Origin of the sequence: Halobacillus sp. Nhm2S1, from assembly GCF_019599545.1 — a bacterium.
Classification (GTDB): domain Bacteria; phylum Bacillota; class Bacilli; order Bacillales; family Halobacillaceae; genus Halobacillus.
Genome location: NZ_JAIEZV010000002.1, coordinates 919,199 through 944,343, shown reverse-complemented (window position 1 = coordinate 944,343; position 25,145 = coordinate 919,199). Strand labels below are relative to the sequence as shown.

At 43.9% G+C, this 25,145-nt stretch carries 22 protein-coding genes; 12 read left to right on the top strand and 10 right to left on the bottom strand.

Features of this window, described 5'->3' with window-relative positions:
* Entirely contained in the window at positions 1-1,131 is a 1,131-nt protein-coding gene (locus K2225_RS10895) for a sensor histidine kinase (RefSeq protein WP_370632739.1), read from the bottom strand.
* 67 nt (positions 1,132-1,198) lie between these two features.
* Positions 1,199-2,248 (bottom strand): Delta(5) desaturase DesA, encoded by a 1,050-nt coding sequence (desA, locus tag K2225_RS10890; RefSeq protein WP_220584756.1) that lies wholly within the window; start codon positions 2,246-2,248, stop codon positions 1,199-1,201.
* Positions 2,249-2,513: 265 nt separating this feature from the next.
* On the opposite strand from desA, the gene K2225_RS10885 reads away from it, so the two are divergent.
* Entirely contained in the window at positions 2,514-2,948 is a 435-nt protein-coding gene (locus K2225_RS10885; RefSeq protein ID WP_220584755.1) for a universal stress protein, read from the top strand.
* Positions 2,949-3,113: 165 nt separating this feature from the next.
* Here the strand turns inward: K2225_RS10885 and K2225_RS10880 are convergent, their stop codons facing one another.
* Complete coding sequence (locus K2225_RS10880; RefSeq protein WP_220584754.1) at positions 3,114-3,812, bottom strand: bacteriorhodopsin; 699 nt, start codon at positions 3,810-3,812, stop codon at positions 3,114-3,116.
* Positions 3,813-4,153: 341 nt separating this feature from the next.
* Between K2225_RS10880 and K2225_RS10875 the strand changes: the two genes are divergently transcribed.
* The 4 genes from K2225_RS10875 (at position 4,154) to K2225_RS10860 (ending at position 8,637) form a co-directional block, all read left to right on the top strand.
* Positions 4,154-5,071: a proline dehydrogenase family protein gene (locus K2225_RS10875; protein WP_220584924.1), complete on the top strand. Its 918-nt coding sequence runs from the start codon at positions 4,154-4,156 to the stop codon at positions 5,069-5,071.
* A gap of 32 nt (positions 5,072-5,103) precedes the next feature.
* On the top strand, positions 5,104-6,651 hold the full coding sequence (gene pruA, locus K2225_RS10870) for an L-glutamate gamma-semialdehyde dehydrogenase (protein WP_220584753.1): 1,548 nt from the start codon (positions 5,104-5,106) through the stop codon (positions 6,649-6,651).
* A 178-nt stretch (positions 6,652-6,829) separates the two neighbouring features.
* A complete protein-coding gene (locus K2225_RS10865; protein ID WP_255574420.1) occupies positions 6,830-8,134 on the top strand; it encodes a PucR family transcriptional regulator in 1,305 nt (434 codons plus the stop codon).
* 152 nt (positions 8,135-8,286) lie between these two features.
* On the top strand, positions 8,287-8,637 hold the full coding sequence (locus K2225_RS10860) for a YidH family protein (RefSeq protein ID WP_220584752.1): 351 nt from the start codon (positions 8,287-8,289) through the stop codon (positions 8,635-8,637).
* A 60-nt stretch (positions 8,638-8,697) separates the two neighbouring features.
* Here the strand turns inward: K2225_RS10860 and K2225_RS10855 are convergent, their stop codons facing one another.
* The 3 genes from K2225_RS10855 to K2225_RS10845 all read right to left on the bottom strand — a co-directional run bounded on the left by K2225_RS10855 (position 8,698) and on the right by K2225_RS10845 (position 13,065).
* The gene (locus K2225_RS10855) at positions 8,698-10,095 is read right to left on the bottom strand and encodes a DHA2 family efflux MFS transporter permease subunit (RefSeq protein ID WP_220584751.1); all 1,398 of its coding nucleotides are present in this window, start codon (positions 10,093-10,095) and stop codon (positions 8,698-8,700) included.
* Positions 10,096-10,259: 164 nt separating this feature from the next.
* Positions 10,260-11,654: a sodium/glutamate symporter gene (locus K2225_RS10850; RefSeq protein ID WP_220584750.1), complete on the bottom strand. Its 1,395-nt coding sequence runs from the start codon at positions 11,652-11,654 to the stop codon at positions 10,260-10,262.
* A 196-nt stretch (positions 11,655-11,850) separates the two neighbouring features.
* Positions 11,851-13,065: a dicarboxylate/amino acid:cation symporter gene (locus tag K2225_RS10845; protein ID WP_220584749.1), complete on the bottom strand. Its 1,215-nt coding sequence runs from the start codon at positions 13,063-13,065 to the stop codon at positions 11,851-11,853.
* Positions 13,066-13,437: 372 nt separating this feature from the next.
* Here K2225_RS10845 and K2225_RS10840 point away from each other — a divergent pair, with 372 nt between their 5' ends.
* The 3 genes from K2225_RS10840 (at position 13,438) to K2225_RS10830 (ending at position 16,848) form a co-directional block, all read left to right on the top strand.
* Positions 13,438-14,862 carry an NAD(P)H-binding protein gene (locus K2225_RS10840; RefSeq protein ID WP_220584748.1) on the top strand — a complete coding sequence of 475 codons (1,425 nt, stop codon included), beginning with the start codon at positions 13,438-13,440 and terminating at the stop codon, positions 14,860-14,862.
* Between the two features lie 61 nt (positions 14,863-14,923).
* Positions 14,924-15,091 (top strand): hypothetical protein, encoded by a 168-nt coding sequence (locus K2225_RS10835; protein WP_220584747.1) that lies wholly within the window; start codon positions 14,924-14,926, stop codon positions 15,089-15,091.
* Between the two features lie 473 nt (positions 15,092-15,564).
* Positions 15,565-16,848: a globin-coupled sensor protein gene (locus K2225_RS10830; protein ID WP_220584746.1), complete on the top strand. Its 1,284-nt coding sequence runs from the start codon at positions 15,565-15,567 to the stop codon at positions 16,846-16,848.
* A 212-nt stretch (positions 16,849-17,060) separates the two neighbouring features.
* Here K2225_RS10830 and K2225_RS10825 read toward each other — a convergent pair whose 3' ends face one another.
* The 4 genes from K2225_RS10825 to K2225_RS10815 are packed head-to-tail and all read right to left on the bottom strand — an operon-like array spanning position 17,061 to position 18,685.
* Positions 17,061-17,582 carry a hypothetical protein gene (locus K2225_RS10825; RefSeq protein WP_255574412.1) on the bottom strand — a complete coding sequence of 174 codons (522 nt, stop codon included), beginning with the start codon at positions 17,580-17,582 and terminating at the stop codon, positions 17,061-17,063.
* Entirely contained in the window at positions 17,582-17,806 is a 225-nt protein-coding gene (locus tag K2225_RS20060; protein WP_255574411.1) for a hypothetical protein, read from the bottom strand. Before K2225_RS20060 ends, K2225_RS10825 begins: the two co-directional genes overlap by 1 nt.
* Positions 17,803-18,252, bottom strand: coding sequence for a DUF948 domain-containing protein (locus tag K2225_RS10820; protein WP_220584745.1), 450 nt, complete (start codon positions 18,250-18,252; stop codon positions 17,803-17,805). Before K2225_RS10820 ends, K2225_RS20060 begins: the two co-directional genes overlap by 4 nt.
* A 19-nt stretch (positions 18,253-18,271) precedes the next feature.
* Positions 18,272-18,685, bottom strand: a complete 414-nt coding sequence (locus K2225_RS10815) for a DUF948 domain-containing protein (RefSeq protein ID WP_146814731.1) — start codon at positions 18,683-18,685, stop codon at positions 18,272-18,274.
* Between the two features lie 709 nt (positions 18,686-19,394).
* Here K2225_RS10815 and glgB point away from each other — a divergent pair.
* The 4 genes from glgB to glgA all read left to right on the top strand — a co-directional run bounded on the left by glgB (position 19,395) and on the right by glgA (position 25,132).
* Complete coding sequence (gene glgB / locus K2225_RS10810; protein WP_220584744.1) at positions 19,395-21,314, top strand: 1,4-alpha-glucan branching protein GlgB; 1,920 nt, start codon at positions 19,395-19,397, stop codon at positions 21,312-21,314.
* Complete coding sequence (locus tag K2225_RS10805; protein ID WP_146814735.1) at positions 21,304-22,464, top strand: glucose-1-phosphate adenylyltransferase; 1,161 nt, start codon at positions 21,304-21,306, stop codon at positions 22,462-22,464. Before glgB ends, K2225_RS10805 begins: the two co-directional genes overlap by 11 nt.
* A gap of 12 nt (positions 22,465-22,476) precedes the next feature.
* Entirely contained in the window at positions 22,477-23,583 is a 1,107-nt protein-coding gene (gene glgD / locus K2225_RS10800) for a glucose-1-phosphate adenylyltransferase subunit GlgD (protein WP_220584743.1), read from the top strand.
* Between the two features lie 118 nt (positions 23,584-23,701).
* Positions 23,702-25,132, top strand: a complete 1,431-nt coding sequence (glgA, locus tag K2225_RS10795; RefSeq protein WP_220584742.1) for a glycogen synthase GlgA — start codon at positions 23,702-23,704, stop codon at positions 25,130-25,132.
* The last annotated feature ends 13 nt before the right edge of the window (positions 25,133-25,145 follow it).

The window sequence follows — 25,145 nt, the reverse complement described above, 5'->3', positions numbered from 1 at the left end:
TTATTCCTCCTCTTCTTTGTTTTTGATCACGTTTGGAACGTGAAATTGTAGGAGCGTTCCATTTATTGATTCAATTTCAAGCTTACCATTCACAAATTCGAGGCGCTCACGCATCCCTTGTAATCCGTTGCCACGAAAAGGGTCCAACGAGGCGGGGAGCCCTTTGCCATCATCTTCAATACCGATGAGAATCTCAGTAGGGGATTGATGAATGGTCACACGGCAGGTCTTTGCTTCGCTGTGTTTCACAATGTTCGTCGCTGCTTCTTTTAAGCACATGCTGAGCACATTTTCCACGAGCAGAGGAGTGTTGGTGATATGGGGATCCCCTTCAAATTGAAATTTCATTTCTGCCGCTTCGATAATTTGCTGGACGCGGACAATTTCATCTTCGAGCTTCGTCCCTTTCATATTCGATACCATCTCCCTGACTTCCTTCAAGGCTGTTCGGGCTGTGTTGCGGATATCTTCCACTTCTTTGTTGGCCTTCTCCGGATGGACCGTCATGAGCTTGCGGGCAAGATCACTTTTTAGGCCGATCATCGAAAGCTTTTGTCCAAGTGTATCATGGAGGTCGCGCGCAATCCTTTCGCGTTCTTCAATGACCATCAGTTGCGAAATTCGTTCATTCGCATCTTCCAATTCTCCCTCCAGTTTTTGTTGTTGGTTTCGATAGCGGACCGTAAACGGAAGCAGGATCACTCCAATTACCGTGATGATAATGAAAGGAAGGTTCGGAAAAAGAGAATCAATTTGGTAAATGAATGTCATCGTAATTGCAATCAGTGTTGAGGTCAAATGGACAATGTATAAAGATAAAAAGCCACCTAGATGTTTGATGTTCCCAATGAAATAGGCGATGAAAAGCGCGAAATAAATATATCCGAACAGGGCTGTCATAACAATGCTGATAACCATCTCAACACTTACCCACAAATAGACGAATCGGCTGTTGGATATGAACGAAAGCCGGTAAGCAAGGAAGAAAATCAGTGTCATTAGGATGCCGAAGAGCATTTCGTACATGGATGAAGAGCGGAAGATGAAGAAAAAGGGCAATAAACAAAAGATGATCCAGACGTAAATACTGAGCCCTGTATTTTTCGGTATGATTTGATACCAGTTCTGCACGTGGATGCACCTCCTTTTTTTAAGCATAAAGGAAAAGCCCATTCGAGGGAATGGACTTTCAACTACTTTATTTATCCTGGAAACTCGGCTGCCTTTGATTAAGCATAGCGAGGCGCTTCTTTTTCAGCAGTGGTTTCACTTCCTTGAAGGATACGAATGTTTTATTTTCTGTATCATAGAGACGGAATCGAATGGATTCAAGGCTCGTGGCCAGAGTAATCGTCGTCGCGTGTTTTAAAGGTGGTGTTTTTTCGTGGGCTTCTTCCAACGCATAGTTCGGAACCCTCGGTGCTAGATGGTGAACATGGTGGAAGCCGATATTTCCGGATACCCACTGAAGCACTTTAGGAAGCTTGTAATAGGAGCTGCCATCGACGGCTGCTTTTACAAAATCCCATTCGGACTCGTCTTCGAAGTAAGAATCTTCAAATTGGTGCTGTACATAGAAAAGCCAGATCCCCAGGATGCCTGATACGTACAGAACCGGGATTTGAATAATTAAGAAAGCCTCCCAGCCAATGGCCCAGATAATCAGGCTGTACATCGCCACAACAGCGATATTAGTTACATACGTATTGATGCGCTCTTTCTTTTTAGCGCCTTTACGATTGAAACGGTTGGAGACAAGGAACAAGTAAAGTGGACCTAAGCCAAACATGACGATTGGGTTACGATAAAGGCGATAGGCGAGTCTTTCTTTCCACGAAGCTTTGATATACTCGTCCACGGTCATGACCCAAATGTCGCCCGTGCCGCGTTTATCTAAATTTCCGCTTGTTGCATGGTGGATCGAGTGACTTCGTTTCCACTTATCGAAAGGAAACAACGTCAGAATACCTGTAATCGTGCCTATGATGCGGTTGGCCTTTTGACTTTTCAAGAACGACTGGTGCGTACAATCATGGAAAATGATGAAAAGACGGATAACGAACCCACCAGCAATCATAGCGACTGGAACAGCAAGCCATACAGAGACGGATAGACTTGCATAGGCTAATACCCACAATAAAACGAACGGGATGACCGTATTGATCAACTGGCGGATGCCTGCTTTTGTATCAGGTTTCGCAAAGGCTGAAACGCTTTTCTTCAGCTCTCGTTGTTTATCCTTGTTCATAATAACGACTCCTTCATAATTCTTCATGCTACTTATGATAGGGAAAAGTCCATCATTTTATAAGGCATAAACGTCAGGACATTTATATGACACTTGTCATGGGTGTCTGTCTATTCTTAGGAGATGAACATGGAAATGAAGGGTGTAAAATGTTGAAGAAGTTGCTTCTTCTCTTCCTTTAAAGTGGAGAGGGTTGTTAAGATAGCGCTTACAATGTGATATAATGGAAGTGTAAATGAACACTCTATTAATGGAGGGTTACCCTATGACCAAACGAATACTCGTTGCATACGATGGCAGTGACTTGAGTAGAGAAGCGGTTTGGGAAGCAAGGAATCAGGCTTGTGAAACTGCCAATAGGGAAATTCATATCGTATCTGTCGTGAAACCTACAGGTCCAGCAACAAATGCTGCGGTCTCCCATAGTATAGGGGACGAAATGGCAGAAAACCTGCGTTCAGAAATGGATGTGTTGAAAGAACAGATGGCTTCATCAGATGTAGGTGTCATTACAGAAGTTATCATCAGTGAGGTACAAGAAAACCCTGGGATCGGTATTTGTAAATATGCGGAGGAGCAAGCCGTGGATCTGATTATCGTTGGGAACCGCGGACTTGGGAAAGTGAAGAAAATGTTATTGGGAAGTGTGAGTAATAACGTTGTCCAGCATGCAAACTGCCCCGTATTAGTCATGAAATAGAGGAAAACGAAAAGAAAGCCTGAAAGGACTCCTTCAGGCTTTCTTTTTTATGGTCCTATAGTTATTGTGTCCCGTATTTTAGCTCATCCATCATATGGGAGACCTTTTAAGTGATCTTTTTTATGACCAGGTCTTACATATATTACCACTCAATCCAGCTGTAAATCACACATCAACACCGGGAAGGTTCAAACGCCTAAGCCCACTTACATCGAGAAGGCTGAATCCAATCTTGGATAGGATGGGAAGGATGATGAAGGCTGTAATTTCCGTCGCCTGCTCTGTCCATCCGACTCCAGAAGGGCCTATGATCCAGGCGGTCGGATAACAAACCCAGAAAGCAGTCAAGTAAGCGGCCGTGCGCTGGTAATGTTTCTTCAGCTTCGTACCACCTTTGATCGCAATCTTCCTTAATGGATACCAAATGATATAAAGGATGATTACTAGAGCAACGACCCCGAGAACATACCAAATGTATTTGATGGTTTCAGAGGAAAAGTCGGCAATTAACCCCGTCAGAATCATAAACACATCAGCAGCTATTAAAGCTGCAATCAAGGCTTTGTCTTTCTTCTTCTCATAAAACATGGCGGTCAAAGCGAGTGCGAGCAATAGTAGGGGCGTCGTTACTACCCAGTCTAAGTAACGGGCGAAGTACACGGTTTTGTCAGGTTGTTCGAGCAACCCTTGTCCTAAGGCAATGGATAAGTAAGCGGCCCCTGACCATGACGGAATAATAATAGCAATCACGTACTCATACTTCGGAACACCGCGTGGATTCCGGCTTAAATATAAAAATGTCAAAGCTCCCGCCAACATAACGAACACATAAATCCAATGCAGAGAAACAATATAATTACTCATCATGTCACCTCAATATTCGATCTCATTACCTCTCATTCTAGTCAAAAGAGAGGAGGCCTAGACATTTACAAATTCTGGCGCACCAGGTCTTACATAAATTCCCACTAAAACATAATAAAAAAGCCCGTGTGTTCCCGCGCGAGTCTTATGATAAACAGGGGTTGGCCGCTTTTGTGTTTAAACTATAAAACTACAGCCTTATCTTTGTGTTTGCTACACGTTGTCGAATGTAAGCGCTATTCGTTACAATTTTCTTAACAGTTCAAACATTATAACTTCCATTCCACCTAACGAGCCCACTTGGTGAATCAATAGGAGAATGATGAAAGGGTGTGGTGATCTTGGAAGCCATCAGTAAGAACTTTTTCTTATACCTTTCCAACAATAAGTTGTTAGATCGCTTTGCTAAGCGCTTTGGCAGTAAATTTGGGGCTGACAAGATAGTAGGGGGAGAGACGTTCTCCCAGGCAATTCCATTAATACAACAATTGAACCATGAGGGTTTGGTCGTTACGGTTGATCATTTAGGAGAGTTTGTAGACTGTGAAGAGGAATCCAGAGACCGTGCAGGTGAATGCATCCGTTGTATTCAACAGATTGCAAGTAACCAGCTGCAGTCGGAGGTATCCCTCAAACTGACGTCGCTTGGACTGGATATTAGTGAAGATTTGGTTATGGAAAACATGGAACTTATCTTGAAGGAAGCCCAAAAGCATGACATTACGGTCACCATTGATATGGAAGACTCGTCAAGGTGCGGGGCTACCTTAGATATTTATCAGAAGTTAAAAAAAGACTACCCGAACTTGGGTACGGTCGTTCAGTCATATCTCTATCGATCCGATGAGGATCTTGATCGCCTGAATGACTGCCAACCTTACTTGCGCCTTGTGAAGGGAGCGTATAAGGAATCGGGGAAGGTCGCCTTTCCAGAGAAGCATCTCGTCGACAATAACTTGAAGCATTTGATCAAGAAAAACCTGTTAAATGGCAACTATACGGCTATTGCAAGTCACGATGATGCAATCGTCGATTATACGAAAAAGCTTGTGGAAGAACACAACATTCCGAAAGACCGCTTTGAATTCCAAATGCTTTACGGCATGAGGAATCAAATGCAAAAAGATCTTCTTGAAGAAGGTTACAAAGTGAGAGTGTATCTTCCTTATGGAGAAGATTGGTACGGGTACTTCATGAGAAGGCTCGCCGAAAGACCAGCGAACATCGCCTTTGCATTAAAAGGTGTTTTCAGTAAATAAAACTTCTACACATTAGAAAGGGGAATTTTATCATGGTCCAGCCTTATAAACACGAACCATTCACAGACTTTACAATTGAAGAAAATAAGAAAGCTTTCGAGGAAGCATTGAAGCAAGTGAAAGAAGAATTAGGGCAGCATCATGATCTTCTCATCGATGGCGATCGCATTCGCACAGACAATACGATTACCTCCACAAACCCTGCGGACACAAAGCAGATCGTAGGTACCGTATCAAAAGCGAACGAAGACTTAGCAGAAAAGGCCGTCCAGTCAGCAGCGACTGCTTTCGAAGACTGGAGAAAATGGGATCCACGTGCTCGCGCTGAGCTATTATTCCGTGCGGCGCACATCATCCGTCGTCGTAAGCATGAATTTTCCGCCTATCTCGTGTATGAAGTAGGGAAGCCTTGGAAAGAAGCGGATGCCGATACAGCAGAAGCGATTGATTTCCTTGAGTACTATGGACGTCAAATGATCGAACTGAAAGAAGGCAAGCCCGTTGAAAGCCGTCCTGGTGAGCAAAACCGCTACATCTATACATCTACAGGCGTTGCGGTCGTCATTCCACCTTGGAACCTTGCATTTGCCATCATGGCAGGTACAACGGTCGCTCCACTGGTTACAGGAAGCACAGTCGTCATGAAGCCGGCAAGTAACAGCCCGGTCATTGCCGCGAAATTCGTAGAAGTGCTTGAAGAAGCAGGTCTACCGAAAGGTGTCTTGAACTTCGTGCCAGGAAGCGGTGGCGAAGTCGGAGACTATCTTGTGGATCACCCGAAAACGGCCCTGATTTCCTTTACAGGTTCCCGTGATGTCGGAACACGCATCATCAAGCGTGCGGCAGAAATTCAAGAAGGTCAGAATCACTTGAAGCAGGTGATTGCTGAGATGGGCGGGAAAGACACCGTCGTCGTCGATAAGGAAGCGAATATTGAAACAGCAGTCGATGCCATCATCGTCTCTGCATTCGGATTCTCCGGTCAAAAATGCTCTTCCGGTTCCCGCGCCGTCGTTCACGAAGATGTGTATGACGAAGTGTTGGAAAAAGTAAAAGAACGAGCAGAGCAGCTGACCGTCGGAAATGCATCGGAAGAGAATGTCTACATGGGACCGGTCGTCGATCAAGGCGCATATGATAAGATCATGAGTTATATCGAAGTCGGAAAAGAAGAAGGACGTCTTGTTACAGGTGGTAAAGGGGACGATTCGAAAGGGTACTTCATCGAGCCAACGGTCTTTGCAGATCTCGCTCCAGATTCCCGTATGCAGCAGGAAGAAATCTTCGGACCGGTCGTCTGTTTCACAAAAGCGAAAAACTTCGATGAAGCGATCGACATTGCCAACAATACAGAATACGGTCTGACAGGTGCGGTCATCTCTGATAACCGTGAACATCTGGAAAAAGCAAAATACGATTTCCACGTCGGAAACTTGTACTTCAACCGTAACTGTACAGGAGCCATCGTCGGTTACCAGCCATTTGGCGGCTTCAAGATGAGTGGAACCGACTCAAAAGCTGGCGGACCTGACTACCTTGCTCTACACATGCAAGCGAAGACGATCTCTGAAATGTTTTAAAAAAGCCTAAGGCTCTCCCAAACTTGGGGGAGCTTTTTTCATAGAATCACATGCAGGAAAGCGAATGATCACCTATTACTTAATTGAACGAAAGAACAGCATAAGAGTTATTCAAGATGCCTTAGATATATTTCTTTTTCTTTCCATCCACAACCGATATAATGGAGGGTAACGATACATGACATTCAACCTACTCGGAAAGGTCAGGATTCCTATGGAAGTCAAAGAATTGATCCTTCAGGCAGAAGATATTCATAAATCGACAGAGCTGATCAGTTCGAAGTTGAAAAAGCCTGTCATAATTGAAAATAAGAATTTTGAATTGGTTGCTTATAGTTCAACGTTTGATGATTTCGATCAGACCCAGCAGAAAACGATCCTTTCGAAGAAATGTCCGATCTTCATCATCGATCGTTTAAAGAAAGAAGGCATTGTCACTCGTCTGCAAAAACAATCGGATCCAATCCGTGTCCATCCCATGGAGGACCTTGGATTTCAACAGCGTGTCGTCATTGCCGCCAAGCACCTTGGACATACGCTGGGCTATGTGTGGGTCCAGGATTCGGAGCAATCCTTGAATGCAGAGGAAATGGAATTTTTAGAGGAGATCACCGGCCATCTCGGGAAATTGATTTATGACCAGTTCATGAAAGAGAACGCCAAAGAGGGACGTAAAGAAGAGCTTCTCTGGCAGCTGCTTCATCATGAATATGCCAGCGAAAGCCAGTTTCGTCATGATGCCTCTCTTGCTCAACTTAAGATTCCCGATCGATTTTCCATCGTCGTTTTTTCAGTGACTGCTCCTCAGTACAAGTCGATGTTGGATGACTTGGAAAACACGGTCAACCGTTTCCGAACAAACCGCCACCTGTATTACTTGAAAACAGAATTTCAGCTGATTCTCTTTATTGAAGGAAGAGAATCCGAACGCTTTTCATCAAGGGATGTCGCCCGTGACCTTATTGATGTTGTGAAAGTAGAAACAGGCGAGGAAGATTTTTATCATTTCCTTATAGGTGTCGGAAAAGAATATACGAAAATTTATTATATGCGAAAAAGCTTCCTCGAAGCGTTGGAAGTCATTGAGACGGCTAACTTCATCGGACCGCGTCCTGAAACGATGCCACGCGAATTTTCTAAACTTGGACTTTATCGATATTTAGCTGCGCTATATGAAAAAAACAGTTCGGAAGATTACTACAGTGAAGATCTGCTGACGTTGATTAAAAATGACACAACGAAACAGACAGAACTCCTGTTCACCCTGGAAGCGTACCTTGCGAATAATGGAAAAGGAAAGCAGACAGCTAACGAACTGTTCATCCACCCCAACACGTTGAATTACCGAATCAAGCAAATCCAGGAACTGACGAACATCGATTTCTCTGACTTCAATATGAAAGCCTACTTATATACCGAGTTGTTGTTACTGAATAATGTAGAGAGCTATTATGAACGGTATAAAGCAGCGGTGCAAAAATAAAAGGAGAGGGCATTCATCATGCCTCCTCCTTTTTCTTATGGCTGAACAATCCATTGGTATGTTTTGGAGCCACCAATCAAATCCTTCTATCCGTGTATGAGAGGCCCCTAAAGTTATAAGATAAAGATAGTGGAAAAAGGAGATGGTCATCGATGGTGGATGAAAGAAAGCTCATTCAGCAGCATTTAGCCAATGAACGCACCTATTTAGCCTGGATTCGGACAAGTATCGCCCTTGTCGGGATCGGGTTTTTAGCTACGACGGTCCATATGTCAGCCCTTCCGACGGCTGGTGATTTGGCGAACAGTCTGGCTATGCTCGTCAGCATTTCCTCTTTGTTTCTCGGCGTAATGACGATTATTGGAGCAACCGTGAATTATTATCATACGCGGAAGAACATCAATGAAAATCGCTTTGTCTCTTCCCATCGAATTATTGTCTATATGACGTCTGTGGCCTTCTTATTGTTTATTTTGGTGACTACGTATTTATTTTTTGTGTAGTTCTCTAGATAAAGAAAGCCTAGCTGTCCTTTCAGCGAGGCTTTCCTTGTGTAGAGTTTCTTAAGCGTTCCTTAATTCGCCTTCATTTGGACGAGATTTCTTAATGAAAAAGGCCATGATGAAACCGGCCACGGCAAAGATCCCAGCCACGATAAAGGAGAGATTCACTCCATGAATCAGACCTGTCACTCCTTCAGAAGGAATAGTCTGACTCGTCATTACAGAGACGAGCATGGCCGTACCGACAGCTCCGGAAACTTGGCGCATTGTATTGTTCATGGCTGTTCCGTGGGGCATCAAGTGCTGTGGTAGCTGGTTAAGTCCGGCTGTCGTCACAGGCATCATCACCATAGCAATCCCGAACATACGGACACAATTGACGAGAGCTAAATATAAAAAGGTCGTCGATGGATCAAGGTTTGTAAAAAGGAATGTAGAAACGGTGAGCAGTCCGAGACCGATGATGGCAAGCCAACGCGCACCGAATTTATCAAAAAGACGACCGGTGATGGGGTTCATGATCCCCATTAACAATGCCCCCGGCAATAGCATCAAGCCTGACTCGAAAGCTGTGAATCCAAGCATGTCCTGCATAAGAATTGGCAGAATGACTGCCCCACCGATCATGGAAATAAAAACAATCATCCCGAGTGCGGTCGTGAGGGTGAAGATTTTATATTTGAAAATGCGGAATTCCAAAGTCGGTTTTTCCAATTTCATCTGGCGGGTGATAAAAAGCGTCAACGTGACAGCTCCGACTGCCAGAGAAAGGAGAACCTCGCTACTTAAAAAGCTGGCACTGCCGGCAACACTGAATCCGTATAAAATTCCGCCAAAACCAAACGTAGAAAGGATAATGGATATCGGATCGACCTTCGGGAACGTTTGCTTGGTTACATTTTTCAAAATGAAGTAAGCGACGATCAAGTCTGCAATGGCAATGGGCAAAATAACGAAGAACAGGCTTCTCCAGGGAAACTGCTCGACGAGCCAGCCGGACAATGTCGGGCCGATGGCCGGTGCAAAAGCAATCACAAGTCCGAACATCCCCATCGCTGATCCTCTTTTTTCAATAGGGAAAACGAGGAACATAATCGTCTGCATTAATGGGAGAATAATACCGGCACCAGAGGCCTGTAACACTCTTCCTGTTAAAAGAATCGAAAAGTTAGGGGCGGTTCCGCAGACAAGTGTACCGAAAGCGAATAATCCAACAGCTGTCATGAACAGTCCTCTCGTAGAAAAGCGTTCAATTAAAAAGGCTGTAATAGGAATCATGATTCCGTTCACTAACATAAAGATCGACTGCAACCATTGCGCTGTATTCGCATCCAAATTCAAATCGGCCATAATGTGAGGCAGGGCGGTGGCTAACAGGGTTTGATTTAATATGGCTACAAAGGCTCCTGATATGAGTACGATCATCAAAGGGACACGGTTTATTTCTTGAGATGACATGATTTAACCTTCTTTCTAAAATACTTAGGCAACTAATGAAATATCATACCATAAGAATGGTTTTTTGTTCAGCAAACTGCATATATTTCCTTATAATAAATTAGGTATCTAAGATTATATTGTTGAAAAAAACAACGTCTGCTTATGCGCAGACGTTGTTTTGCTTAGACCGCTTTCTGTTTTCCGAAATAGAAGAGTCCGAAGAAGATACCGATCGCTGTCATGGCGACCGCTACGATCAGCGTCGGCCATGGCCCGAATTGAGCGATGAACGGAACGGATAAGGCGGTCACAAATCCGCCACCTAAAAAGGGTTCATAAAAGAGTTGTTTGTATCCGAATGCTTCAAAAGCGGGAGATTCATTGTCAGGGTCGACGACTCGCATCAAAAGTAGCCCTGTAGCGGTGACGCCCATCGATTGTCCAAAGTCTCCAATCCCGCGTTCAAACCAATACTGCGGAATCATTCTAGGTGCAAGTACAAGGAATCCAAATAAATTCCAAGCAATCCCTGCAGCTGCTAGAATGACAAATGGAACGAGGTATTCGCCAATGACATCTAAAGATACGGTGGATATGGCCGTTAATATAAGGATATCAAGCGCAAGTCCCTGAATTCTGTTCACCATTCTCCGGTCAACAAGGTTATATTTATCCTTTTTGCTGAAAAAGATCTGAAGAGCAATTCCACCGATCATCGCTAGTGGGAACAATGGAATATAGCTCATAAAATCAGATCCGATGGTGATCGACTCGAGACCAATCAGCCCTTGCAACAATAACCAGCCGATCAGAATAGCGATGAAAACGATAGATAAATGGAAGGATAACGGTTCGATTGATTCCGGACGCAAGGTCATTTTTCCCGCTGGTTCACGGTTTTGATATTCCATAACTCCACGCTTTCTTAAATCAGAGAAGTCTTCCACATCTTCAATAACTTTCGTTTTCTTATTACGAACACCCCAGTTGATCAGGATGATTCCAAAAATGACTCCCGATAATACGCCGATTGTTGCTAGGCCGATGGCTAAATCGAAAGCTTCTGCAAAACCAAGCTCTTCGAAAGTGCTCGCCATACCGGCGGCCGTCCCGTGGCCACCTTCAAAAGCGACCTCAATCAAGGCCCCTGACATAGCAGGTAGATCAAAGAAGGGGACTAAGATGAGAACAGCGAGAGTGATCCCGACCACATATTGGCCCCAGCCGACAGACCATCCCAGCGCCAGTTGCGGACCAGCGTAATACCAAATATCTTTTAACTTTGGAATGGCAGCTCCAAGGAAAAGAGCAGCAAATACCACATTAATCATGAGACCGGGAAGGGCGGACCATACTTCCATAATGGATTCTGTCATGATCCCGTTTGAGAAGAAGCTGTCTTCCGGCATGAACTTTCCGAGTACTTGAGGACCAAGGAAAAGCGCAATAAACCCTCCGATAATGGATGAGGGTAAGAATAAATTTTGTAGTAATGTCCATTTGACACGGATAATTTTACCGATCAAAAGGAAGACACCGATATAAAGAAGTGCGAAACCTATTTCATTCGGAGTCATATGTTCACCTCTTTCTTACAGGGGTATGTTTCCCGTTGATGTAGTTTTACCATTTAATCACTTTCCCTGGTTTTTCTTTTGTTGAAACTACATTTTTTATAAAATCTTTAGCGATTTATAAACTTGTTCTCTGCTTCCACATTCCTGCCATATAACGAAAAAATCCTCCGCCTGTTTAAGACGGAGGATTCGTGTTTTAGGATTGGTTCTTTTCGGTTCTATTAATAAGAGTGGTACCCACAAGGTCACCAGTCACGTTTAAGGCTGTAGCACCCATACCGATAAGAACGTCCACAGAGGCAAGAAGGGCGACAGCTTCCATAGGCAGTCCGACTTGAGAGAACACAGTCGCAATCATGATGATTCCGGCCCCTGGAACTCCAGCGGTTCCGACAGAGGCCAGTGTTCCAACAAGGACGATTTGAAGAATGGAGACAAAGCTTAATGGATCACCAATAATGTTCGCAGCGAATACAGCCGATACAGCAATTCGAATAGCTGCACCATCCATATTGATTGTTGCTCCTAAGGGAAGGCTGAAGCCATACAAGCTTTTATTCAACCCCAGGTTTTTCGCAGCATTTAATGTGACAGGCAGCGTTCCAGAACTGCTCTGTGTAACAAAGGCTGTCAACATAGGAGTGCGTGCTTCTTTGAAAAAAGCAGTCGGCTTTCGTTTGCTCATAAATAGGAAAAGAATATAAATAGCTAGTTGTACAAGTAAACCTATATAAAGAACGACGATGAAGTTCCCTAATTCCAACAACGTGTTCGCTCCTTGTGTACCAACGACTTCAGCGATAATCGCAAAAATACCGATGGGTACATATTGAAGAATACCCTTCATCACGATTAAAGTCGCCTCATTCAAAGCATTGATGACTTTGTAGAGGTGACCTCCCAGACTTTGATAAGCATTCGTTGACCGCATGTAAGAGAGTGCTAAACCAAACACGATTGCAGTAAAGATGATTCCAAGCAGGTTCATTTCGGTTAAGGCTGTAAGAATATTTTCAGGCACGATGTTCAAGAGCACGCTGGTGACGCCAGGATTTTCAGGAACATCGACAGTTTCATTCCCAAGACTCATCCCTGTACCCGGATTGAACAAAGTGGCAACGGACACGCCGACTAAAATGGCAAGGGCAGAAGTGCCCAGGTAATAGAGGAAAACCTTTCCGCCCATGCGTCCCAATGAACCGATGTTCGTTTGATTAATCCCTACAATAAGGGTGAACAGAATTAACGGTACAATGATAAATTTCAATAGACGGAGCAATAGGTCACCAAAAGGGGCCAGGGCAGCAGCGCTTTCTCCGAACAGAAGACCGACGGATACACCGAGCACCAAGGCTACGGTAATTTTTTTGATCAATGATGTTTGTGTGTAGATTCTCCACAACTTACTCATGGTGAACCCCTCCTTTTTTAATATTTAAACAGTATAATGCTGATTGGTTTACTAAGGTTTACTAGGGTAAGATAAGGCATGTAAACAAGGATGTCAACGGTATTGCTTACCATTTACACACTCTTACTCAAAGTCTTCCTCAATTTCCATGATATATTTTCCGTTTAAGTTCCTTATTTCAAGGCTCAGTTTCGATCATTTCTGCGAGCTGTACCAAGGCGTCGACTCTTTTTTTCGAAACCGTTAAACTTACATAAATATCTTGAAATCGAGCCTTTTACAATCCTGCCATATAGTTAAGTATTGCTCAAAGGAAAAGTGTTACATGTATAGAGACTGGGGGTACTAGGTTAAAAAAGCGAAAAGGAAGTGATGTGTGTGGTGAAGAAAGCTGTTGTCGCTCTAGCAGGGGCGAGTGGATATATAGGACAAAATTTGATGAAAAAGCTGAAAGACCATTCTGAAATTATCGCCTTATCCCGAAATGGCGATGATAAGGAAGACAGTGACCAGGTGACCTGGCGATCGTGCGATTTATACTCAATGGCTGATGCAGAAAAAGGGTTGGATGGGGCGGAGATCGCGGTATATCTTGTACACTCGATGATGCCTTCTGCTAAGTTGACCCAGGGGTCTTTCGAAGATATGGATGTTATCCTTGCTGATAATTTCGCTCAGGCGGCAAAAAAAGCAGGCGTGAAGCAAATCGTATATTTGAGCGGCATCATTCCTCAAGACGAACAAGAACTTTCCCGTCATTTAAAGAGTCGGCTTGAAGTGGAAGAGATTCTAGGGGCGTACGGAGTCCCCGTGACGACGATCCGGGCAGGACTGATCGTTGGTCCAAGAGGATCTTCCTTTCCGATATTGAAAAAGTTAGTGAAGCGTCTTCCCTTTATGGTTCTCCCGCAATGGACGAAGACAAAAACGCAGCCGATTGCCTTACCGGACGTAATTGGGTCGCTCGACCAAAGTATTGGCGAAGAAAGCTTGAAGGGACGTTCGATTGACGTTGGGGGTCCGGAGGTGATGACTTACGAAGAGATGATGGAAAAAGTGGCGGGCGTAATGGGTAAGAAACCATTTATGGTCAATGTCCCCTTCTTAACCATTGATTTGTCTAAGTTATGGGTAAGGCTCGTCACGAGTGCGCCGAAAGAAATGGTGTATCCACTCATTGAAAGCCTTGTCCACCCCATGGTTGCCTCGTCTGAAAACAAAGTGGATGAAATCAGTGATGGGGAAACCCCCTTTGAAGAAGCAGCTGAATGGGCTCTAAGAGAAGATGAAAAGCAAACCAAAGGAAAATCGAACGGACCTCATTTACCAGCCATGCAGGACGATGTCCGTTCTGTCCAGCGTATCCCTCTCCCTCAGGGCCATTCGGCAGACTGGATTGGGAAGTACTATGTGAAATGGCTGGAAAAGGTGTTGAACCCTTGGGTAAAAACGACCGTAGATGAAACGCATTGTTGTCAAATTGGCGTGATTTTTAATAAGATCCCACTGCTCGAATTCACATATTCAGCTGAAAGAAGCACGAAGGACCGTGCTTTATATTATATTTCCGGGGGCCGATTGAGCAACAAAGAAAAAAACGTGAGGGGAAGACTGGAATTCAGAAAAATTCCAGGGAAAAATGAAGCGATTGTAGCCATTCATGATTATATGCCATCACTGCCATGGTTCTTATACAAATATACCCAGGCGAAGGCACACTTAATGGTGATGGCCTTATTCCGCAGGCACTTGGGGAAGTGGGGGACGCACGAACCTTCGTTTCAAGTTCATGAATAATTTCGGGAGTACGAAACATAATAACCTTGTAAGACATTATGTTTTACACGAGGTGATTAGGATGGGCAACAAGGAAAAAAAGGTGGATCGCCAGTTCAAGGAAAGAAAGAGCCATGGTGAACACCGGAATGGCCGAAAAGCTCAATTCAAAAACCACAGTACACATTTCGGAGAAGTTCCGAATGAGTACATCGACCGTGAGCGTGTAGGATACAACGCTGACGCGTAACCAAAACCCCCAGACGACATACCGTCGTTTGGGGGTTTTTCTTCTTGTTCAAAAAACATGCAGTTCAACTTTCTGGCAGGTTTCTTGAAGACTCAGTTTCGAGATGATTCTGGGGTTCGTTGCCTTGTTGGGCGTTAGGGGTGGCTGGGAAGCTACTCGCTTTCCTGCGGGGATGACGGCAAGCCTCCTCGTGCTTTCGCACTGTGGGGTCTTGCCAGTAAATCATTCCCGCTGGAGTCTCGCAGCTTCCCAACCACCCCTTTCGATGTAAGTGAACCACGATCCCCTGTCCGCAGTTAGAGGCTCCCACTATCTAACTAACGAGAATCTCCCGGAGCCCCTAGAACCACACAATTGTACCGAAACCTCTTCTTCCACAATCGAAAGCGTTTGTGGAAGAAGAGGAATCTTACTTAACTGTTCACTCGTTTAAGACGATATTACAAAAAGATAGAGTCTTAAGGGGGATGGACATGGGTTTATTCATGACAAAGAAAAAAGAGGAAGTTAGACCGCTCGGAGAAGGGTTTACAGGAGTCATTGACATACCAAAAGATTCAAGTCTACATACACAGTTCGGAATGGTTCATCTTAATGAACAGGATTTGGCGGTTTTGCAATCATTAAAGCCATTGATCAGCAATCATATTGATCGAATAGTGACCCAATTTTATAAGAACTTGGGAAAGGAAGCATCCTTGGAGAGCATCATTCATGACCACAGTGCTGTCGATCGTTTAAAAAAGACCTTAAAGGTGCACATTCAGGAAATGTTCAACGGCACTATTGATACAGCTTTTATTGAAAAAAGAAAGACAATTGCCACTGTCCACTTGAAGATTGGATTGGAGCCGAAATGGTATATGTGTGCTTTTCAGGACCTCTTGTTATCATTCATGGATATTTACGAACAGGACCTGCCACGTGAGCATTATGGTCTGGCGACTCGTGCAACGACCAAAATCCTAAATATTGAACAGCAGCTTGTACTTGAAATGTTTCAGAGGGAAGCAGAGGAGCTCCGGCAGGTTGAAGTGGAGAAAACGGAAGAGGCCTACCGGCGTGTGGATCAAATGTCTGAAGAAGTAGCAGCTGTCTCCCAACAAGCGAGTGCGTCTACAGAGCAGTTGACGGAACAGACAGATAAAATCGTCGGTGATTCCAAAAAAGGGTCCATAGTCGCTCAACAAGTGGAGAAGCAGTCGATGGATGGGAAGCAGCGGCTTGAAATTCAGCAAAAACAAATGAACCAGATTCAAGAAAACATTAATGAAATTTCTGGAGACATGGAAAAATTAAAGCATGTCGCTGAAGAAATCAGTAAAATCGTAACCATTGTTTCTTCCATTGCCGAACAAACGAATTTACTCTCTTTAAATGCATCGATTGAAGCTGCGCGAGCTGGTGAACACGGCGCGGGTTTTACCGTTGTTGCAAATGAGGTGCGGAAATTGTCTGAGCAGACGCAGAATTCAGTAGCAGAGGTCTCGGATTTGATCTCCACTACGAGTGGTCAGATCCACAATGTTTCAAGTAATGTCGGCAACATCAACACCATGATCTCTGAAGGTGCAGACAGCATGGAGCAAATCAATCAATTTTTCACTGAAATAGTATCTGCCATGGGGCAGAACAAAACGTATAATGCAGGGATTGAAACAGAGCTTGAGCAATTCGCTCAGGTCATCGAGGAAATCAATGGGGCGGTTTATAAAGTAGCGGCTTCTTCTCAACAGTTAACGGAGCTTACAGACTAGAAGTGAAATTTAACCAGACGGCAGCATCTTCAATATTTTGAACATGATTTCTTGCGTTGCGATTGCGTTCAATACATGGTCAGATGGTAAATGGCGGATTTTCTACTTTATTACGTAATAAAACGATGGGCATGGGAGTTCTTCTCCTTCTTTTGAAGTGAAAAAAAAGAAGCCCGGCACACAAACGGGCCGGGCTTCTTTCATTCATAGCATTAACGTTGCGGATTGACCTCTACGACTTTTTCTTGGGGTACCGTAGCGTTTTCCTCATCCGAATCTTCTTTAAGTTCGTTTTTCGCTTCTTTGGCTTTATCGCCAACTTCCTGTAAGTCTTCACCGGCATCTTTCGCGGTGTTTATGATTTCTTCAGACTCTTCTTTAATATCTTTTGCTTTATCAGCAATTTCTTTTCCTTGGTTGTTAAATACATCTTGAACGGTGGCGGCAGCTTCACTAACAATGTTTACAACATTGCGGACGCGTGTAACCAAGTCATCTTTTTTCGCAGATGGATCTTCTTTCACTTCAGAAGCATAGTCAGAGACTGCGTCTTTTGTTGAACGAGTGCCTTCTTTCAGACGTTTTCTTTCTTTAGGGTCTTTAATAAGAATAAAAGCTCCACCGACTAGTGCACCTGTCAGAATAGCAATCGGCAGCTTCTTGTTGCCTCTTTTTTTAGGTGTTTGCGTTTGTGGTTGCTGGTTTACATTGTGATTTCCATTTTGGTTTTCCATTAGGAAGTTCCCCTTTCGATTGTTAAATTTTTTTGAGCTTCGATACGCATTTTTTCTTTCGTTGCCTGTAGGTCTTCATATTGATTTCTACCCGTATCATAAAATTCCTCTTTTTTGCGATCATACTTCATTTTGGATACAGAAGGTTCCTTTATCCATATCCTCAACGCTAATCCACTAATAAAGCCTGCGCTGATGCCAACGATCCACTCAAGTGCCTTCATGATGAAGTTGTCTCCAACTGAGTCGCTTTCAATGCTTTTCGCTTTTGTGAAAAGTAATACGTCAAAGCAAGAGCTCCGTAGACACCGCGCCAACCTTCTTCATTGATTTTTTGTTCGCCTTCATGTGTCGTTTGCTTTAGTGAGTACGTCATATCAACAAGGGAAGACGTAAGCTTCCTGGACGACTCACCGATATCCCCTACGATATAGAAAAGAGGACTGAGAGCCCTGATCTTTTCATTCACATCTGCTAATGTATCATTGCTGTGATGCAGAACACCCGTCGTTTCTTTCATGACAGAGTCCAGTTGCTCCGGCAGTTGATCGACGGTTTTTTTGACTCCGCCAAGCACACCTGCCAGGTTGTTCAATGCTTTAATGAGGAAAATAGAGACAATCGCAAAGGCAATACCGATAATTAAAACACCGATTCCTAAAAAGTCCATCTGGAAAACCTCTCTTCATTTATTGTACTTTTTTTCTCTTCCATTTCAGATACAGTTCAATCGCTGCATCTCCCCAGCGGAGTGCTTTTGTGACTTTTTCATCTCTTTCATGAGATGCGTGCGCGACACTTTCAGAAACACCTTGGATGGATTGATTCACATGACCGACAGTCGTACCGACATTGCTGAGGGCATCCATCAGACCATCAAGTGTCTTCGTTTTGGTCTCAATATCTGAAGCAATGTGATTCGTTTTCTTAAGTAAGCTTTCCGATTCTGTTGTGATGCCCTGCATCTGCCCTTCGACTTTTTCTAATGTTTGTGAAACACTCGTCATAGTACTCGATGCAGCTTTCAGTGTTTTCACAACGAAAATGGCTATGAATGCAAAGGCAATCGCGATGATGAGTAAACTGATTCCCGCTAATGACATGACTCTTCACCTCTTTTATGTTTTAGGGATTTCTCTAACTTTTGGCTAATAGAGAAAAAAGCCACTGGAGCACCTTCCTCCAGCCGACCCTTTAATTCATGTAAAGCTATACCACTAATCTTTTTCAATGAAACACTCTCTTCGCTAGAAGTTTATGTAATTCCGAAGAATCGTCCATTTTCCTCAAAACTAGGAAGAGAGTTTCCTTATCCTTCCGGAATTTATTGGCTACTCGTGACTCCTTGAGCTTACATGTTAATTCCTGACCACAACGAATCTAACCAGGTGGTCTTCCGAACATACTTTGAATAAAGAATCCTCTCGGCTGAGACTATTTCATTTAAAGGGTAAGAGTCAGTCAACAGAATAAAGAAATCATCCATGAAAAATCCCGGTCTGTTTATCACTATAAAAGTCCTATATTTGGAATCTTTTGTCTAAGTAAGGTTTTTCCATAAAAGGAAGAGGGAAGTACATACTTATGCAAGCGCTTACTTATGAACGCTGTTATAAAAGTAAGCAAGATTAATGAGTATGTATAAGAATTCGTCACGATTCGACAAAACTTTTCAGAAAATTTTTATTAATAGCAATTGTAAAAGAGGTTTTCTGATTTTATGATGAATATAGGCAAAAATAAAACACGTAAATTTTTTGCATGTTCATCAACAGAAACTAAAAATCTACTAGTTTAAAGAGGAGTGATGGTGTGGTCCAAGATACAACATTAGAGCATGATATCTATTTATTCCATGAAGGAAACCTCCGTTACAGTCACAAGCTGCTCGGGGCGCATCCGGAGACGAGAAACGGAGAGAAGGGTGTCCGTTTTGCCGTCTGGGCTCCGAATGCGGTTCAAGTAAGCGTCGTCGGGATGTTCAATGATTGGGACGGCCGGGAGAATCCGATGGAAAAAATCAATGATAACGGAATTTGGATCGCCTTCATTCCGGGTCTTGAAAAAGGCACGATATACAAGTATGAGATATTAACGACTCACGGACATCTCCAGCTGAAAGCGGATCCATATGCAATCTCCAGCGAGCTTCGCCCTGATACGGCTTCTGTTGTCTACCCTTTGGACAATTACTCTTGGGGGGATGACGAATGGATGAAGCAGAGAAAGGCGAAGAACCCCTATGAATCTCCGATGTCCATCTACGAGCTTCATCTAGGATCATGGAAAAACATCGAACCTGAGGTCTTCTATAATTATCGGGACTACGCCGATATGGTGATTCCTTACGTCAAAGATCTAGGATACACCCATATTGAACTCCTTCCATTGACAGAGCACCCCTTCGATCGTTCATGGGGCTACCAGGCGACCGGATACTATTCTGTCACCTCCCGTTATGGAACCCCCGATGATTTCAAATATTTTGTCGACCAGTGTCACAAATATGGAATCGGTGTCATATTAGATTGGGTTCCAGGTCATTTCTGTAAGGATGCCCATGGATTGCGCCGGTTTGATGGCGAAGCTCTCTATGAATATGCGAATCCAAGTAAAGCTGAAAAAACGCAGTGGGGCACGCTTACATTCGACTTTGCTAGAAATGAAGTACAAAGCTTCCTCATTTCCAACGCGATCTACTGGCTGAAGGAATACCATCTCGATGGTTTGCGAGTAGATGCTGTAGCGAGCATGCTTTATTTAGATTTCGGCAAGGAAGATGGCGAATGGGAGTTGAATGAGTACGGCGGGCGTGAAAACCTGGAAGCCGTATCGTTCATTAAGAAAATGAACGAAGCGATCTTTGAGGAAACTCCGGATGTGTTAATGATGGCAGAAGAGTCCACCTCGTGGCCGCTTGTCAGTGCGCCGACGTATATAGGCGGTCTCGGCTTCAATTATAAATGGAACATGGGCTGGATGAACGACATGCTCAAGTACATGGAGATGGATCCGATTCACCGGAAATACCACCATAACTTGATTACCTTCTCCTTGTTCTATGCTTTTTCCGAAAATTTTGTATTACCGATTTCTCATGATGAGGTCGTTCATGGCAAGAAATCGTTACTAAATAAAATGCCGGGTGATTACTGGCAGAAGTTTGCGAACTTGCGAGCTTTTCTAGCCTATATGTATGCGCACCCTGGGAAAAAACTCATGTTCATGGGAGGTGAATTCGGACAGTTCGATGAGTGGAAAGATTTAGAGGATCTCGATTGGGAGCTTTTGGATTATGATTCCCATGCCTCCATATTGGATTATACGAAACAGCTGCACCAATTGTATCAAGATATGCCTGCCTTATGGGAACTCGATCATAAGGAAGAAGGCTTCATGTGGATCGATGCCAACAACTATGAGCAGAGCATCATATCATTCGTCCGCAACAGTCGTACATCGAATGACCAACTGGTGGTCGTCTGCAACTTCACTCCAGAAGTCTACCATGATTACAGAATAGGAGTACCGAAACATGGCTCATATAAAGAGATTTTCTCGAGCGACGCGGAACATTTCGGAGGTTCTGGGCAGACGAACGGTTTGCCTCTAGAAAGCGTACCTTCCCCATGGCAAGGACAGGATCAGCATATTACCATGACGATTCCCCCGCTCGGTGTGAGCTTCTTGAAAAGAACTTCAGTATCCAAGGAGGAAAATCATGAAAAATAAAGAATGTGTAGCAATGCTTCTAGCTGGCGGCCAAGGCACCAGACTGAAGTCATTAACCAAACAAATTGCAAAACCGGCGGTTTACTTTGGTGGAAAATATAGAATCATCGACTTTCCATTGAGCAATTGTACGAATTCAGGCATCGACACGGTCGGTGTCCTTACCCAATATGAACCATTAATTTTGAACGACTATATCGGCATTGGAGACACGTGGGATCTTGACCGCAAGTATGGCGGTGTTTCCGTGCTCCCTCCATTCATGCAGGCCGAAGGCGGTGGGTGGTACACCGGAACAGCCAACGCCATTTACCGTAACTTGAAGTTTTTGAATCAATACGACCCGGAACACGTTCTCGTACTTTCCGGTGACCATATTTATAGAATGGATTATGGTGCAATGCTTGATTATCACAAAGGGTCCGGTGCTGATGCAACGATATCCGTTATTGAAGTGCCGTGGGATGATGCCAGCCGTTTTGGCATTATGAACACGGATGGAGATGGAAGAATTACTGAGTTCGATGAAAAACCAGAGAATCCGAAGAGTAACCTCGCGTCTATGGGTGTTTATATCTTCCGTTGGGATGTTTTGAAACAGTACCTGATTGAAGATGCGGAAAAAGAAAATTCTTCCCATGACTTCGGGAAGGACATCATTCCAGCTCTTCTTTATGATTATAAAAAATTGATGGCTTACACATTCGAAGGTTACTGGAAGGATGTCGGGACGGTCGACAGCCTTTGGGAAGCGAACATGGATCTTCTGAAGAAGGAGCCTGAGTTGGATTTGAGTGACCAAAAGTGGCGCATCTATTCAAAGAACCCGAATCAGCCGCCGCAATATATCGCACCAACAGCTCACGTGAGAAATGCATTGATCAATGAAGGGTGCCGAATAAAAGGGACCATAGATACATCGATCATTTTCTATGGTGTCCACGTGGATGAAACTTCTGTTGTCAAAGACAGTGTCATCATGCCTGATGTGAAAATCGGTAAAAATGTGAAGATCCACCGTGCCATCATTTCAAAAGGCAGCGTCATTGAAGATGGAGCGGTCATCGGCGACCCATCACCAGACAGTGAAATTACACTCGTGGCAGACGAGGGAAGTGTCCTTGCCACAAGTTATGCTACCAATAGTTAAAGGGAGGATCTTATGGATCGTATAGCAGGAATCATAAACTTAGATCACGAACAAGACATGTTGGATGAGTTGACCTATTTCCGTTGTGGCGCAGCCGTACCATTTGCGGGGCGTTACCGGATGATCGACTTTGCCATTTCAAATATGACGAATTCCCGGATCGAATCCGTGGCTGTATTCGCTCGCAGGAAGTACCGCTCCCTGATGGACCATTTGGAGCAAGGGAAAGCATGGGACTTGGACCGCAAACGTGGAGGTTTGTTCATCCTTCCTCCAGACTGGAATGATCCAACAGACATCTCACGAGGGGACTTGCAGCATTTCCACAACAATATCGATTTCATCAATCGAACGTTAGCCAACTATATCGTCGTCTCGGGTTCTCAGCATATCTGCAATATCAATTATCAAGATGTTCTACAAGAACATAAGAGCTCTGGTGCAGATGTTACGGTTGTCTATAAAAAAGTGGATGAACTTTACCCAGAACACCAAAGAGCTCACAAGCTTGACGTAGATCAAGACAACCGGGTGACAGCGATCCACAATGATCATAGCAATAACAATGTGTACATGGATATGTACATTATTGAAAAAGATCTTTTATACAGCTTGATCGAGAAATGCATCGCCCACGGCTGTTCCCATTTCTTCCTTGATGGGATCAAAGCCAAATTGCCTGAAATCAACATCCATGCGTATGAATACCATGGTGGTCATGCCTTAGTGAATTCTGTGGAAAGCTACTATCGCAACAGTGCGAAGCTCTTAAATCCAGAGGATCACGATGAATTGTTCAAAGACGATGCTCCAGTGTTCACGAAAATCAAAAATGAAGCACCTTCCAACTATACGGCTACATCTAACGTTTCCAATACAATGGTTGCCAATGGATGTGTCATTGAAGGTCATGTTGAGGACAGCATTCTCTTCCGCGGTGTAAAAGTTGCTGAAGGAGCGGTCATCAAAAATTCCATCATTATGCAACGATGTGAAATTGATAGCAATGCCGTTTTAGAAAATGTCATCCTGGATAAAGATTGCAGCATTTCAAACGGAAAGACATTAATCGGTGCTCCAGAGAAGCCGTATGTCGTAGCGAAAAGAAGAACAATGTAATACCCCCAATGGAAGGGACTGTCCGGATCTCATCACTCTGACAGTCCTTTTCATGTAATCAGCATATACGTGATGTTTTGAACATGTTTCTAACAAAATATTAAGGAGTGGGTCAAACGTGAATGTATTGATGATTGGGTCTGAGTGTACCCCTTTTATAAAAACAGGTGGTCTTGCCGATGTTCTCGGTTCTCTCCCTCACGCCTTGAAAAAGCAAGGCGCGGATGTCAGAGTCGTCCTACCGAAATATGAAAACATGGATGATCACTGGAAAGAACAGCTGGAACATCTTGGCGAAATGAATGTGCAGCTTGGCTGGCGCAGCCAATATGCGGGAATCGAATACATCAAATACGAAGGCATTCCTGTTTATTTCATAGATAATGAGTATTATTTCAAGCGTTCCAATCTATATGGATACGACGACGAAGCGGAACGGTTCGTATTCTTTAATCGTGCCGTAATGGATTGGGTCTGTGAGATGGACTGGACACCTGATGTTTTGCATTGCCACGACTGGCAGACAGGGTTAATTCCGGTTTACTTACATACCCACTACAAGGATGTCGAGAAACTTCAAGGTATGAAAACCGTTTTTACCATCCATAATTTGAAGTATCAAGGTGTATTTGCCCAATCTGTGCTTCATGATTTGATGGATTTTGATGAGGGCATGATGACGGATGATGCGTTTGAATTCTTCGGAGACATCAATTTCATGAAAGGGGCCTTGAATTACTCGGATTTCATTACAACGGTCAGTGAAACTTACGCAAAGGAGATTCAAACGCCTTATTATGGGGAAAACCTAGATGGAGTGTTACGAAAACGTACTGATGAATTGATTGGGATCGTCAACGGCATCGACGATCAAAACTATAACCCTATGAAAGACGATGCCCTGGCATTTCCTTATCGCAGTTCTTTAATCAAGAAAGGCCAAAACAAAATGTGGTTGCAGGCAGAGCTTGGTTTGCCGGTCAGAAAAGATGTACCAATGATTGGCATCGTTTCCAGGCTTGTGGAGCAAAAAGGATTCGATTTGATCGGACGGGTCATCGATGAGTTGTTATATCACGAAGATGTCCAGATCGTCCTGCTTGGTACCGGTGAATACCAATATGAACAAATGCTCCAGTGGGTTCAGCAGCGACACCCAGAGAAAATGTCAACGAACATCCGATTTTCAGAACCTTTTTCCAGACAGATTTATGCGGCAAGTGATCTATTTCTTATGCCGTCCCGTTTTGAACCATGCGGCATCGGTCAGTTGATCGCTTTACGATACTTGGCTGCTCCGATTGTAAGGGAAACGGGTGGACTTGTGGACACCGTTCAACCATATAATGAAGAGACGGGAGAAGGGAACGGATTTACGTTTACCAACTACAATGCCCATGACATGCTGTACACCATTCGCAGAGCACTCGAATTCTATCAGGAACCTGCTGATTGGCAGAATCTTGTGAAGAACATTTGCAAGAGTAAGTTCACATGGAAAAACTCTGCTGAACAATATATGGATCTTTATCAATCCATGTTTCGTTAGCAGGGGTGATAGG